Source organism: Streptomyces sp. NPDC057253, assembly GCF_042669125.1.
In the GTDB taxonomy this organism is placed as follows: domain Bacteria; phylum Actinomycetota; class Actinomycetes; order Streptomycetales; family Streptomycetaceae; genus Streptomyces.
The window spans coordinates 77,613-91,794 of the sequence record NZ_JBHUXV010000020.1; the positions used below are offsets into that span (position 1 = coordinate 77,613).

A 14,182-nucleotide genomic window follows, 5' to 3' on the forward strand; every position below is an offset into this window, starting at 1 on the left:
GTCAGCTCCTGTTGGTCAGCAGCAGGGCGGAGGTGGGGACGCCCTCCCCGGCGGTGACGAGGCAGGTCGCGGCGTCCGGCACCTGCGCGGTGCTGGTCCCGCGCAGCTGCCGTACGCCCTCGTCGATGAGGTTGAAGCCGTGCACGTAGGCCTCGGACAGCCCGCCCCCGGCGGTGTTGATCGGCAGCCGCCCGCCGGTCTCCAGCGCCCCGCCCTCGGTGAAGGCGCCGCCCTCGCCGCGCCCGCAGAAGCCGTACCCCTCCAGGGAGAGCGGGACGAGGGCGGTGAACGCGTCGTAGATCTGGGCCACGTCGACGTCCTGCGGGGTGAAGTCGGCGTGCTTCCACAGATGCCGGGCGGCGGTCCAGGCGGGTCCGGTGAGCGGGTCGTCGTTCCAGTAGTTGACCATGCCGTGGTGCTGGGCGGGCAGGCCCTGGGCGGCGGAGTGGACGTAGACCGGGGTGTGCGGGCAGTCCCGGGCGCGCTCCCTGCTGACGACCACGCACGCCAACGCCCCGTCGGTCTCCAGGCAGTTGTCGAAGAGGCACAGGGGTTCGCTGATCCAGCGGGAGGTCATGTACATCTCGCGGGTCAGGGGGCGGTCGTACATGATCGCGGCCGGGTTCTGGTTGGCGCGGTTGCGGCAGGCGAGGGCGACGTTGAAGAGGTGGTCGCGGGTGGCGCCGTACTCGTGCATGTACCGGCGGGTGAGCATGGCTATCTCGTCGGCGGGCCGGAGCAGCCCGAAGGGGCGCGTCCACTGGGCCGGAGTGGGGAGTTGGACGGTGGTGTTGGTCCAGGGGCGGGGGCCCGAGCCGCGCTTGCGCGATCGCCAGGCGACCCCGACGCTCGCCTGTCCGCTCGCGATCGCCGCCGCGAGATGCGCGACCGTCGCGCACGAACCGCCGCCGCCGTAGCCGGCCTTGCTGAAGAAGGTGAGGTCGCCGAGGCCGACGGCCTTGGCGAGCTCGACCTCGTCCGTCTCCTCCATGGTGTACGAGGCGAGGGCGTCGACCTCACCCGGGGCGATCCCGGCGTCGTCGAGGGCGGCGAGCACGGCCCGGCAGGCCAGGGTTCTCTCGTCCTCGGCGAGGTTCTTGGCGAACCGGGTCCGCCCGATGCCCACGATCGCCGTGGCGTCCTTGAGGGTCACGCTGCACGCACCTCCGCACACTGTGAGGCCTGCTGACAGCCCGTCAGGCTACAGCTAATCTGACGGGTAGTCAGCTAACGCGTTTCCGCTTTCGGGGAGGCCGATGTGGAGTGGCGCAGCATCCCGGAGCTGGTCCGGTGGGCGGCCCAGCGGTACGGCCCGGCGGAGGCGGTCGTGGAGGGCCGAAACCGGGTCACCTACGGCGAGTTGGGCGCCCGGGTGGAGCGCGCGGCGGCGGCCTGCCTCGCCAACGACGTACGGCCCGGCGACCGGGTGGCCGTCTGGGCGCCCAACTCCCTGGACTGGATGGTCGCGGCGCTGGGCGCGGTGTCGGCGGGCGCGGTCCTGGTGCCGCTCAACACCCGCTTCAAGGGCACCGAGGCCGCGGACGTGCTGCGCAGGAGCGGGTCCCGCCTGCTGTTCGTGACCGGCACCTTCCTGGGCACCTCCTACGTGGCCTCGCTGCGGCGGGCGATCGCGGAGGGCCCGGGGCTGCCCGCCCTCGACCAGGTGGTGGTGCTCGCCGACGACGCCCCCGCGGACTTCCGCACCTGGAAGGACTTCCTGGCGAGCGGGGACCGGGTGGGGGAGGCGGAGGTGCGGGCGCGCGCCGGGGCCGTCGAGGGGGACTGGCCCTCGGACATCGTCTTCACGTCCGGGACGACCGGCCGCTCCAAGGGCGCGGTGATCACCCACGAGCAGACCCTGCGGGCGTACGACGTCTGGTGCGAGCTGGCCGGGTTGCGGCAGGGCGACCGGTACCTCATCGTCAACCCCTTCTTCCACACCTTCGGTTACAAGGCCGGGGTGATCGCCTGTCTGATGCGGGGCGCGACGATGATCCCGCAGCCGGTGTTCAACGTGGACACCGTGCTGGCGAACATCGCGGCGGAACGGGTCTCGGTCCTCCCGGGCCCGCCCACCCTCCACCAGTCCCTCCTGGGCCACCCGGCCCGCGCCTCCCACGACCTGTCCGCCCTGCGCCTGGTGGTGACCGGCGCGGCGGTGGTCCCGCTCCGGCTGGTCGAGCAACTGCGCGGCGAACTGGGCGTGGAGACCGTCCTGACCGCCTACGGCCTCTCGGAGGCCAGCGGCATCGTCACGATGTGCCGCCGCGGCGACCCGCTCCCGGTGATCGCCTCGACGTCGGGCCGGGCCATCCCCGGCACCGAGGTCCGCGTCGAGGCGCCGCCCGGGCAGCCCGGCGAGATCCTGGTCCGCGGCTTCAACGTGATGCGCGGCTACTACGAGGACGACGCGGCCACCGCGGAGGCGGTCACGGCGGACGGCTGGCTGCGCACGGGGGACGTCGGCGTCCTGGACGCCTCCGGGAACCTCCGCATCACCGACCGCCTGAAGGACATGTTCATCGTCGGCGGCTTCAACGCGTACCCGGCGGAGATAGAGCAACTGCTCGGCCTGCACCCGGCGGTGGCCGACGTCGCGGTCATCGGCGTCCCCGACCCGCGTCTCGGCGAGGTCGGCAAGGCGTATGTGGTCCGCCGCCCGGCCTCGGTCCTGACCGCCGACGACCTGATCGCCTGGGCCCGCCGCGAGATGGCCAACTACAAGGTGCCGAGAACGGTGGAGTTCGTGACGGAACTGCCGCGGAACGCGAGCGGGAAGGTGGTGAAGGGGGAGCTGCGGCGGCTGTGAGGCCGATGACCGCGAAGTGCGCTGGTCGAGGCGACCGCCCCCGGGCACGCCTCGGCCGCGGCGGCTCCCCCTCCGCGCCGCCGCGGCCGATCCCCGTGCGGGAAAGGAGTCTTGTCAGACGGGCTCGTCCGTGGCGTGGATGTTGTCCGTGCCGGCCTCGGCCGTGCTGTCGTCCGTCTTGAGCTTGGCCGCCTTGAGCGGCTCGCTCGTGGCGTGGATGTTGTCCGTGCCCACGGACGTCTCGTCCTCGACGTCGGTGGCGTGGATGTTGTCGGTGCTGTTGTCGTCGCTCATGGACTGCCTCCCCTGACAGTTCGGATGCCTGTGGTGATGGTCGGCCCGGAGACTCCCCCGAGGATCACCGGGCCGACCGCGTGACCGCTCACCGTAGTGCAACGGTCCAGGTCGTCCCGTCTGCCCCCCGACGCGACGCGACGACAGGACGAGAGTGCCGGACCGCGATAAACGAACGATGAACGTCCGCCACGGGCCCGCCGGCGGCGACCGGCTACGCCAGCGTCAGCGGCTGGAGAAGGGCCCGCACCGACTCGGCCTCCGGTACGTCGAGGGCCTCGAACAGTTCCAGTGCCTCCCGCCAGCAGACCTGTGCGCGCCCCGGCTGCCCGATGCCGCTGAGCCCGTGGCCGAGAACCACCAGGACGCCCGCCCGGCGCCAGTCGCCGCCGATGCCGCGCAGCACGGTCAGGGCCGTCTCGGCGTTCGAGGCGGCCTGGGCGGGGCGCAGGGCGGCCAGGTCGGCCTCGGCGAGACGGAACAGGGACATGCCCTCCCACAGGCGCTGACGGCTGTCCTGGAACACCGTCAGGGCCTCCTGGAGACGCGCGGTCGCCTCGGGCAGCCGGCCGTGCTGGGTGAGCGCGAGGCCCAGCGCGTACCGGGCGTTGGCGCCCTTGAGGGCGTGGCCCATGGCGTCGTACATCTCCATGCCCTGCCGGGCCAGCGAGACCGCGCTCTCGACGCGGCCGCCCGCCAGGTGGATGCGCGACAGGTTGCAGAGGGCGCTCGCCTCGCCGGTGGGGTCGTCACAGGCGCGGAAGCCCTCGATGGCCCGGGTGAGGTGGGCCTCGCCGTCGTCGTTGCGGCTCTGGTAGACCGCGATCACCCCGAGGATGTTGTTCGCCCAGCTGCCCGCCAGCGGATCACTGGAGGCGATGGTCAGCTCGTGGGCGCGGGCAGCCTCCTCGTCGGCCAGGTCGAAGCGGCCGGTGACGCTGTGGGCGTAGGCCAGCGTGATCAGTGCCCGGGCCTCCGCCGCCGGGTCCCGGGCCTCCCGGGCGGCCTCGCGCAGGGCGGAGGCGACCCCTTCGTACGCCTTGGAGTTGGTGCCGGACTCCGCGAGGTCCACGGCGGCCCACAGCAGGTCGACCGCGCGGCGCAGGAAGCCCGAGCCGGCGGACTGGCGGACGCAGGCCAGCAGGCACACCGCCTCCGCGTACAGCCAGTCCTGCGCCCGGTGCCGGTCGGCGAAGACCAGCCCCGGGTACTCCGGGGTGGCGAGGTGGTCGACCAGCCGGTCTCCGGGCCGTTCGATGAGGTACACGCCCGCGACGGTGGCCAGGTAGAAGTCCAGCAGCCGGGACATGGCGGCCTCGCGCTCGCTGGGCGGCCACTCGTCGCGTTCGGCGCACGCACGCGCGTAGAGGCGTACGAGGTCGTGGAACCGGTACCGGCCCGGGGCCGCCGACTCCAGCAGCGAGGTGTCGACCAGCGCCTCCAGCAGGTCCTCGGTGTCCTCGGCGGACAGATCGAGTACGGCCGCGGCGGCGGCCAGCGAGATGTCGGGGCCGTCGGCGAGGCCGAGGAGCCGGAAGGCGCGGGCCTGGGCGGGCTCCAGCTGGCCGTAGCCGAGCTCGAAGGTGGCCTTGACGGCGAGGTCGCCGGCCTGGAGTTCGTCGAGGCGGCGGCGCTCGTCGGCGAGCTTGGCGGCGAGGACGGAGACCGTCCAGGTGCGGCGGGACGCGAGCCGGGAGGCGGCGATGCGGATGGCGAGGGGGAGGAAGCCGCAGGCGGCGACCACGTCGAGGGCGGCCTCGCGCTCGGCGGCGACGCGCTCCTCGCCGACGATCCGGGTGAACAGCTGGAGTGCCTCGTCGGGGGCCATCACGTCCAGGTCGACCAGGTGCGCCCCGGCGAGGTCGACCATCCGCACCCGGGAGGTGACCAGGGCCGCGCAGCCCTCGGTGCCCGGCAGCAGGGGCCGTACCTGGGCCGCGTCGCGCGCGTTGTCCAGGAGCACCAGGACCCGGCGGCCGTCGAGGACCGAGCGGTACAGGGCGGCCCGTTCCTCCAGGGAGTCGGGTATCGCGGAGTCGGCGGTGCCGAGGGCCCTGAGGAAGGCGCCGAGGACGGTCTCGGGGTCGGCCGCGCGGGAGCCGGCGCCCTGGAGGTCGACGTAGAGCTGTCCGTCGGGGAAGGCCGCGCGGGCCTGGTGGGCCACGTGCACGGCCAGCGTGGTCTTGCCGACGCCGCCGATGCCGGCCAGCGCGGAGACCGCCATCACCCGGCCCTCGGAACCGGAGGCGAGCACCTCGCTGAGTTCGGTGACGAAGGCGGTGCGGCCGGTGAAGTCGGGGACGGTCGCCGGGAGTTGGGCGGGGCGGACCGGGGCGGCGACCGGTTCGGGCTGCGGGGAGGAGGGCTCCGCGAGGCCGGGGTCGGCCTGGAGGATGCGCTGCTGGAGCTCGCGCAGGCCGGGGCGGGGGTCGACGCCGAGTTCGTCGGCGAGCAGGCGGCGGGTGTCGGCGTAGACCGCGAGGGCCTCGGCCTGGCGGCCGCTGCGGTACAGGGCGAGCATGAGGAGTTCCCTGAACCGCTCGCGCAGGGGGTGCTCGGCGGTGAGGGCGGTGAGCTCGGAGACGGCCTCGGCGTGGCAGCCCTGCTCCAGGTCCATGTCGAGGCGGGATTCGAGGAGTTGCAGCCGCCACTCCTCCAGCCGCACGCGCTGTGCCTCGGCGTACGGTCCCGGCACGCCCGCCAGCACCTCGCCGTCCCACAGGGCCAGCGCCCGCTTCAGGATCTCCCGCGCCTGGCACAGGTCGCCCGCGCCCTTGGCCTTCTCGGCCGCGGTGGCGAGTTCCTGGGCGGCGGCGAGGTCCAGCGCGTCCTCGCCGAGCCCGCGGATCGCGTACCCGCCGGACTCGCTGACCAGGATGCCGGGGTCGAGGATCTTGCGCAGCCGCGAGGCGTACGTCCGCACGGCGGCCAGCGCCTGCGACGGCGACTCCTCGCCCCACAGCGCGTCGATCAACTCCGCGGCGGTGGCGGTACGCCCCTCCCGCAGCAACAGGGCGGCCAGCAGAGCCCGCTGCTGAGGAGACCCGGTGTTCAACAGCTCCCCACCCCGCCAGGCCCGCACGGGCCCGAGCACGGAGAAACGCAAGGGCGGGACCGCGGTCCCGGGGTCCGCCTCGATCACGACGTCCGCCGCGGGACCCTCATCGACCACGGCCCCCGCCGAGGCAGGCGTGTCCTCCCCGCCCCCCGCCGAGGAGCCCGGACGCCACTGCTTCGGCACCCGTGGTGCACCGTCCATCGCCGTCCCCCTAGGGCCTGTTTACAACCCCGTCAGTCTGCCTTGTCCACGGCGGCCGCGTCAGCTGTGGAGAGCGTGATCACAGGAGGCCGCGCGGGATATCACAAGCCTCTTACCTACTCTCCGCACACATCCGCACAAGAACCGCCGCCATCAGCCGCCGCCCGCAGAGCTGACGGACCGTCAGATCGGCGCTACCGTGAGCGCCATGGAGACCACGACGGCACTTCCGAAGATCATCTCCGTCGACGACCACACCGTGGAGCCCTCCGACGTCTGGCAGAACCGGCTCCCGAGGAAGTACGCGGACACCGGCCCCCGCACGGTCCGCGCCCCGCTGAAGGAGATGTCCTTCCTCGGCGGCCGCTTCAAACCCGTCATGGGCGCCCCCGGCGACGACGGCCCGCTCGGCGACTGGTGGCTCTACGAGGACCTGCGCCGCCCCCTCACCCGCCTCGACACCGCGGTCGGCTACAGCCGGGACGAGATCAAGCTGGAGGTCATCACCTACGAGCAGATGCGCCCCGGCTCCTACGACGTCCCCGCCCGCCTCGCCGACATGGACGTCAACCACGTCCAGTCCGCCCTCTGCTTCCCCACCTTCCCCCGCTTCTGCGGCCAGACCTTCACCGAGGCCAAGGACCACGAACTCGGCCTGCTGTGCGTGCAGGCGTACAACGACTGGATGGTGGAGGAGTGGTGCGGCCCGAAGGCCGAGGGCCGCCTGATCCCCCTGACCCTGATCCCGCTGTGGGACGCCGAGCTGGCCGCCGCCGAGGTCCGCCGCAACGCCGCCCGGGGCGTACGGGCCGTCGCCTTCTCCGAGATACCCCCGCACCTGGGCCTGCCCTCCGTCCACACCGACGCCTGGGACCCCTTCCTCGCCGCCTGCGACGAGACCGGCACGGTCGTCGCGATGCACATCGGCTCCAGCAGCCGTATGCCCTCCACCTCCGCCGACGCCCCACCCGCGGTCGGCTCCACCATCACCTTCGCCAACTGCTGCTTCTCCATGGTCGACTGGCTGATGAGCGGCAAGTTCGAACGCTTCCCGAACCTCAAGGTCATGTACGCCGAGGGCCAGATCGGCTGGATCCCCTACATCCTGGAACGCGCCGACGTGGTCTGGGAGGAGAACCGCGGCTGGGGCGGCGTCGCCGACAAGGTCCACCGCCCCCCGTCCGAATTCTTCACCGACCACGTCTACGGCTGCTTCTTCGACGACGCGTTCGGCCTGAAGAACCTCGACGCGATCGGCGTCGGCAACGTGCTCTACGAGACCGACTACCCCCACTCCGACTCCACCTGGCCGAAGTCGAGGGAGGTCGGCGAGGCCCAGATGGGGCACCTGGCTCCCGACGTGGTGGAGCGCATCGTCCGCGGCAACGCCATCGAACTGCTCGGGCTCACCCCCGAGGGGCTCTGGAGCGGTGCATGAGATACGGCATCCAGCTCCCGATCCAGTCCCAGAGCACGATCTACGCCGAGCCCTGGGAGGCCGAGGCGACCCCCGCCGACCTCGTCGGGATCGCCCGCGCCGCCGACCGCGCCGGGTTCGACTACATCGCCGCCTGCGACCACGTGGCGATCCCCCGCCGGCTCGCCCCCGCGATGAGCACCGTCTGGTACGACCCGGTCGCCACCCTCGCCCACCTGGCGGGCGTGACCGAACGGGTCCGGCTGCTCAGCCACGTGGCCGTGGTCGGCCTGCGCCACCCCCTGCTCACCGCCAAGCAGTACGCCACCCTCGACCACCTCAGCGGCGGACGGCTCGTCCTCGGGGTCGGCGCGGGGCACGTCCAGGAGGAGTTCGAGGCGCTCGGCGTCGACTTCGCCCACCGCGGAGCCGTGCTCGACGAGTCGATCGACGCCCTGCGCAGCGCCCTCGGCCCCGAGGAGTTCCCCGAACATCACGGCAAGCTCTATGACTTCGAGGGGCTCGGCCAGCGCCCGAGGCCCGCGCAGTCCCACGTCCTGCTGTGGGTCGGCGGCTCCTCCCCGGCCGCCGTACGACGGGCGGCCCTGAAGGGCGACGGCTGGCTGCCCCAGGGCGACCCCCGGGACCGGCTGCCCGCGCAGATCGAGCGGATACGGCGGCTGCGGGAAGAGGCGCGCCTGGAAGGGCCGTTCGTCGTCGGGGCCATCGCCGAGCCGTTGTACGTCGGCACGCCCGCGTGGGACGTGGGCCGGCGGACGCTGAAGGGCACCCCCGACGCACTCGCCGAGTCCCTGCGCGCCTACCGCGCGATGGGCGTGGACCAGGTCCAGGTGCGGTTCCGCAGCCGTGACCGGCAGGAACTCACCGACCAGATCACGGCGTTCGGCGCCGACATCGGACCCCACCTCTGAGGAGTCACCGCATGGGCAAGCTGGACGGACGTGTCGTGCTCGTCACCGGGGCGGCGCGCGGGCAGGGGGAGCAGGAGGCCCGGCTGTTCCGGGCGGAGGGCGCCGAGGTCGTCGTGGCCGATGTGCTGGACGAGCAGGGCAAGGCGCTCGCCGAGGAGATCGGGGCGCTCTACCTCCACCTCGACGTGGGCCAGGAGGCCGACTGGCGGCGGGCGGTGCAGGCCGCCGTCGAGGAGTACGGGCGTATCGACGGGCTGGTCAACAACGCCGGGATCCTGCGCTTCAACACCCTGCTGGACACCCCTCTCGCGGAGTTCATGCAGGTGTTGCAGGTCAACCAGGTCGGCTGCTTCCTGGGCATGAAGACCGTGGGGCCGGTCATGTCCGACGGGGGCACGATCGTGAACACCGCCTCCTACACCGGGGTCACCGGGATGGCGGGCGTGGGCGCGTACGCCGCCTCCAAGCACGCCGTCCTCGGGCTCACCAGGGTCGCCGCGCTGGAGCTGGCGCCGCGCGGGATCAGGGTCAACGCCGTGTGCCCGGGGGCCGTGGACACCGCGATGTCCAACCCGGCCGTCCTGGACCCGTCGGCGGACGGCGAGGAGGCCTCCCGGGGGCTCGACCGGTTCTACCGCAAGGTCGTGCCGCTGGGCCGGATCGGGCGGCCGCAGGAGGTGGCGGCGCTGGCGCTGTTCCTGACCTCGGCGGACTCTTCGTACATCACCGGGCAGCCGTTCGTGATCGACGGGGGCTGGCTGGCCGGGGTCTCCGTCATCTGAAGCCGTGGCAGCACATCTGACTGACCATCAGCTATTGACCCCTTGTGCGGCCGGTGCCACAGTCGGCGGCAGATTCGCAATCTGACGGACTGTCAGAAACAACTGGGGACGGTGAACCTCCTTGGAATTCGGGCTCTTTGTACAGGGATACGTGGGCAAGCGTGCCGAGACCGACCCGCTGGCCGAGCACAAGGCGCTGATGGAGGAGACCGAGTACGTCATCCAGGCGGACAAGTCCGGCTTCAAGTACGCCTGGGCCTCCGAGCACCACTTCCTGGAGGAGTACTCGCACCTCTCCGCGAACGATGTCTTCCTCGGGTATCTGGCGCACGCCACCGAGCGGATCCATCTCGGGTCGGGGATCTTCAACCCCCTCGCTCAGGTCAACCACCCCGTGAAGGTCGCCGAGAAGGTGGCCATGCTCGACCATCTCACCGAGAACCGCTTCGAGTTCGGCAGCGGGCGCGGGGCCGGGTCGCACGAGATCCTCGGGTTCATACCGGGCGTCACCGACATGAACTACACCAAGGAGATCTGGGAAGAGACCATCGCCGAGTTCCCCAAGATGTGGCTCCAGGACGAGTACGTCGGCTTCCAGGGCAAGCACTGGCAGCTGCCGCCGCGCAAGGTCCTGCCCAAGCCGTACGGGAAGTCGCACCCCGCGATGTGGTACGCCGCCGGCTCGCCGCCGTCGTACGCGATGGCCGCCCGCAAGGGGCTCGGGGTGCTGGGCTTCAGCGTGCAGAAGGTCTCCGACATGGAGTGGGTGCTGGAGCAGTACAAGACGGCGGTGGTGGACGCCGAGCCGATCGGGGACTTCGTCAACGACAACGTGATGGTGACGACGACGGCGATCTGTGCGCCGACGCACGACGAGGCGATCGAGATCGCCGTCAACGGGGGGCTGCACTATCTGCCCTCGCTGGTGTTCCGGTACCACGACACCTTCCCGCGGCCCGAGGGGTTCCCGGTGTGGCCGGAGACGCTGCCCGAGTACACCGCGGAGTTCGTCGAAGTCCTCATCGAGGAGGAACTGTTGATCTGCGGGGACCCGGACGAGGTGGTCCGGCAGTGCAAGCGGTGGGAGCAGGCGGGGGCGGATCAGTTGAGCTTCGGGCTGCCGGTGGGGGTTCCGAAGGAGGAGACGCTGCAGACGATCCGGTTGATCGGGGAGCACGTGATTCCGAAGATCGACACGGATCCTGTGCATCGGACGTCCCGGTTCCGGGGTGCCGCGTAATCGCCGTTGCGGTGTGCGGGTGCGTTGTGGCTGGTCGCGCAGTTCCCCGCGCCCCTAGGTAGGTAGTCCCACCGTGAGCCAGGAGGTGAGCTCCATGCTCGATCACGTCATCAAAGGTGCGGCCGTTGTCGATGGGACCGGTGCGCCTGCCTTTGTCGCCGATGTCGGTGTCAGGGACGGTCGGATCGCCGTCATCGGTCACGTCACCGAAGAGGCCCGGTCGAGCGAGGACGCCTCCGGGCTCGTCCTCGCGCCCGGGTTCGTCGATCCGCACACGCACTACGACGCCCAGCTGTTCTGGGACCCGTACGCCACCCCCTCCCTCAACCACGGCGTGACCACCGTCGCCGCCGGGAACTGTGGGTTCACGCTCGCGCCGCTCAACCCCGCCCGTCCCGAGGACGCCGACTACACCCGCCGCATGATGTCCAAGGTCGAGGGGATGTCGCTGGTCGCGCTGGAGGAGGGCGCGCCCTGGTCCTGGAACTCCTTCGGGGAGTACCTGGACGCGCTCGAAGGGCGGATCGCCGTCAACGCCGGGTTCATGGTGGGGCATTGCGCTCTGCGCCGGTACGTCATGGGGCCGGAGGCCGTCGGCGGGCAGCCCAGCGAGGAGCAACTCGCCGAGATGCTACGGCTGTTCCATGAGGCCATGGACGCCGGTGCCTGGGGTTTCTCCACCACCCAGTCCTCCACGCACTCCGACGGGGACGGGAAACCGGTCGCCTCCCGGCACGCCCTGCCCGCCGAACTGCTGGCCCTCTCCCGGGCCGTGGGGGAGCACGAGGGGACGCAGATCGAGGCGATCGTCGCCGGGTGTCTCGATCAGTTCAGTGACGCCGAGATCGACCTGTTCGTGGAGATGAGCGCGGCGGCGGGGCGGCCGCTCAACTGGAACGTGCTGACCATCGACTCGGCCGTCCCGGAACGGGTGCCGAGGCAGCTGTTCGCGAGTGAGCGGGCGCGCAAGGCGGGCGGCCGGGTCGTCGCCCTGACCATGCCGATCCTCACCCCGATGAACATGTCCCTGGGGACCTTCTGCGCCCTGAACCTGATCCCCGGGTGGGGGCCGGTGCTCGGGCTGCCCGTCCCCGAGCGGATCGAGAGGCTGCGCGACCCCGCCGTACAGAAGGACCTGCTGCGGCACTCCCAGGCCAAGGAGGCCGGGGTCTTCCGGCGGCTGACCAACTTCGGGCGGTACGTCATCGGCGACACCTACAGCGAGACGAACCGCGGGCTCAGCGGGCGGGTCGTGGAGGACATCGCGGCCGAGCGCGGCCTTGAGCCGTTCGCCGCGCTCGTCGAGATCTGCGCGGCCGACGACCTCCGTACGGTCCTGTGGCCCATGCCCACCGACAACGACCCGGCGTCCTGGGCCATGCGCGCCGAGGCCTGGCAGCACGAGGACGTGCTGCTCGGCGGGTCCGACGCCGGCGCGCATCTGGACCGGATGTGCGGGGCGCCGTACACCACCCGCTTCCTCGGGGACTGTCTGCGCGGCCGGAAACTGACCTCGCTGGAGCAGGCCGTGAAGATGCTCACCGACGATCCCGCCCAGCTCTTCGGGCTGCGGGAGCGCGGCCGGATCGAGGAGGGCTTCCATGCGGACCTCGTGCTCTTCGACCCGGAGCGGATCGCCGCGGGCACGGCCACCCTGGTGCACGACCTGCCGGGTGACAGTCCGCGGCTGGACTCCAAGGCGATCGGGATACGGGCCGTGTGGGTCAACGGGGTCGAGGCGATCCGGGACGACGTGGTGAGCGGGGCCGTGCCGGGCCGGGTACTGCGGTCCGGACGCGACACACGGACGGTGAGCACCAGGTGAGCGCACCGGACAGCGCGGAGGCGGAATCCGGGGGTGGGACGCGGGGCCGGGCCTCGGGCGGGACGCCAGAAGGCGCCGCGGGCGGGTCGCCAGGACGTGCCGCGGGCGGGGCACGGGGCCCGGCTTCGGTCAGGTCCTCGGCCGGCTCAGGCCCCGGCTCGGGCCCCGCCTCCACGGAGGGCCAGCCGCTGTTCGTCGGTGGTGAGTGGGTGGCCCCCGACGGCGGGTACTACGCGGTGGTCGATCCGGCCACCGAGGAGACCGTCGGGTGGGCCCCGGAGGCCTCGCGGGATCAGGTGCACGCGGCCGGTGCCGCGGCCCGCGAGGCCTTCGGGCCGTGGTCGCGCACGGCACCGGGGGAGCGCGCCGCGATCCTCGCCCGGGCCGCCGACCTCATCCGCTCCCGCCTGCTGCCGTACGCCGAACTCGCCCAGGCGGAGACCGGGGCGACCACTGGCACGGCCCGGGGAATGCAGGTCGGTGTCGCGGCCGCCCGGTTCCGGCGGTACGCGCAGGTCGAGCCCGCCGAGTGGGCGATCCCGCCGCAGATCAACGAGGCCGGGCCGATGGGAAGAGCCGCGGTGATGGGCGCGCTGGCGGTCCGGCAGCCCGTCGGGGTCGTCACCTGCATCACGTCCTACAACAACCCCTGGGCGAACCCCGCCGGGAAGATCGCCCCCGCCCTCGCCATGGGCAACACCGTGGTCGTGAAGCCCGCCCCACAGGACCCTCTGTCGGTCTTCCGCATGGCCGAGGCGCTGGAGGCCGCGGGCGTGCCGCGCGGGGTCGTGAACGTGGTCGGCGGGAGCGCGGTGGAGGTCGGCGAGGCCGCCGTCGACTCGCCCGACGTCGACATGGTCAGCTTCACCGGTTCCACGGCGGTCGGACAGCGCATCGGCGAGGTGTGCGGACGGTCCATGAAGCGGCAGTTGATGGAGCTGGGCGGGAAGGGCGCGGCGGTCGTCCTCGACGACGCCGACCTCGCCTCGGCCGTGGCGGGCATCGGCACGACCTTCTCCTTCTACAGCGGACAGATCTGTACGGCGCCGACGCGCGTGCTGGCACAGCGGCCGGTGTACGAGCGGCTGGTCGAGCAACTGGCCGCCTACGCCCGGAGGTTGAAGGTGGGGGACCCGCGGGAGACCGGGACGGTGGTCGGGCCCCTGATCTCGGCGGCGCACCGGGAGCGGGTGGAGTCGTACGTCGAACTCGGCCGCAAGGAGGGCGCGTCAGTGGTCGTGGGCGGCGAACGTCCCTCCGTGGACCGGGGTTTCTACGTCGCCCCGACCCTGCTCGCCGAGTGCGGTGCGGAGATGCGGGTGGTCCGGGAGGAGATCTTCGGGCCCGTGGTGACCGTCACCCCCTTCGACGACGAGGAGGAGGGGATCGCCCTCGCCAACGACAGCGACTACGGCCTGATCGACTACGTCTGGTCCTCCGATGTCGCCCGCGCCTTCCGGGTGGCCCGGCGGCTGCGGGCCGGGGGCGTCGGGGTCAACACGGTCGGCCGCAACATGGAGGCGCCCTTCGGAGGGTTCCGGCGCAGCGGGGTCGGGCGGGACTGCGGATCGTACGCGCTGCACGCCTACAGCGAGGTGCAGTCGATCGTGTGGCCGGGGTGAGC

10 protein-coding genes are annotated in these 14,182 nt (G+C 72.1%); 7 read left to right on the top strand and 3 right to left on the bottom strand.

Going from position 1 to position 14,182, the window contains the following annotated elements:
- Nucleotide 1: 1 nt before the first annotated feature.
- Nucleotides 2-1,153 carry a lipid-transfer protein gene (locus ACFULQ_RS13975; RefSeq protein WP_383542677.1) on the bottom strand — a complete coding sequence of 384 codons (1,152 nt, stop codon included), beginning with the start codon at nucleotides 1,151-1,153 and terminating at the stop codon, nucleotides 2-4.
- Nucleotides 1,154-1,258: 105 nt separating this feature from the next.
- On the opposite strand from ACFULQ_RS13975, the gene ACFULQ_RS13980 reads away from it, so the two are divergent.
- The gene (locus ACFULQ_RS13980; protein ID WP_383542680.1) at nucleotides 1,259-2,809 is read left to right on the top strand and encodes a FadD3 family acyl-CoA ligase; all 1,551 of its coding nucleotides are present in this window, start codon (nucleotides 1,259-1,261) and stop codon (nucleotides 2,807-2,809) included.
- Between the two features lie 114 nt (nucleotides 2,810-2,923).
- Here the strand turns inward: ACFULQ_RS13980 and ACFULQ_RS13985 are convergent, their stop codons facing one another.
- Complete coding sequence (locus ACFULQ_RS13985) at nucleotides 2,924-3,103, bottom strand: hypothetical protein (RefSeq protein WP_383542682.1); 180 nt, start codon at nucleotides 3,101-3,103, stop codon at nucleotides 2,924-2,926.
- 214 nt (nucleotides 3,104-3,317) lie between these two features.
- Complete coding sequence (locus tag ACFULQ_RS13990) at nucleotides 3,318-6,362, bottom strand: BTAD domain-containing putative transcriptional regulator (RefSeq protein ID WP_383542685.1); 3,045 nt, start codon at nucleotides 6,360-6,362, stop codon at nucleotides 3,318-3,320.
- A gap of 208 nt (nucleotides 6,363-6,570) precedes the next feature.
- Here ACFULQ_RS13990 and ACFULQ_RS13995 point away from each other — a divergent pair, with 208 nt between their 5' ends.
- The 6 genes from ACFULQ_RS13995 to ACFULQ_RS14020 all read left to right on the top strand — a co-directional run bounded on the left by ACFULQ_RS13995 (nucleotide 6,571) and on the right by ACFULQ_RS14020 (nucleotide 14,180).
- Complete coding sequence (locus ACFULQ_RS13995; protein ID WP_383542688.1) at nucleotides 6,571-7,800, top strand: amidohydrolase family protein; 1,230 nt, start codon at nucleotides 6,571-6,573, stop codon at nucleotides 7,798-7,800.
- Entirely contained in the window at nucleotides 7,797-8,711 is a 915-nt protein-coding gene (locus tag ACFULQ_RS14000; protein WP_383542691.1) for an LLM class F420-dependent oxidoreductase, read from the top strand. The genes ACFULQ_RS13995 and ACFULQ_RS14000 overlap by 4 nt, the downstream gene beginning before the upstream one ends.
- 11 nt (nucleotides 8,712-8,722) lie before the next feature.
- Complete coding sequence (locus tag ACFULQ_RS14005; RefSeq protein WP_383542694.1) at nucleotides 8,723-9,493, top strand: SDR family NAD(P)-dependent oxidoreductase; 771 nt, start codon at nucleotides 8,723-8,725, stop codon at nucleotides 9,491-9,493.
- A 121-nt stretch (nucleotides 9,494-9,614) separates the two neighbouring features.
- Nucleotides 9,615-10,733, top strand: a complete 1,119-nt coding sequence (locus tag ACFULQ_RS14010; RefSeq protein WP_383542697.1) for an LLM class flavin-dependent oxidoreductase — start codon at nucleotides 9,615-9,617, stop codon at nucleotides 10,731-10,733.
- A 94-nt stretch (nucleotides 10,734-10,827) separates the two neighbouring features.
- Nucleotides 10,828-12,558: an amidohydrolase family protein gene (locus ACFULQ_RS14015; protein WP_383542700.1), complete on the top strand. Its 1,731-nt coding sequence runs from the start codon at nucleotides 10,828-10,830 to the stop codon at nucleotides 12,556-12,558.
- 209 nt (nucleotides 12,559-12,767) lie between these two features.
- Nucleotides 12,768-14,180 carry an aldehyde dehydrogenase family protein gene (locus tag ACFULQ_RS14020; protein WP_383542702.1) on the top strand — a complete coding sequence of 471 codons (1,413 nt, stop codon included), beginning with the start codon at nucleotides 12,768-12,770 and terminating at the stop codon, nucleotides 14,178-14,180.
- The last annotated feature ends 2 nt before the right edge of the window (nucleotides 14,181-14,182 follow it).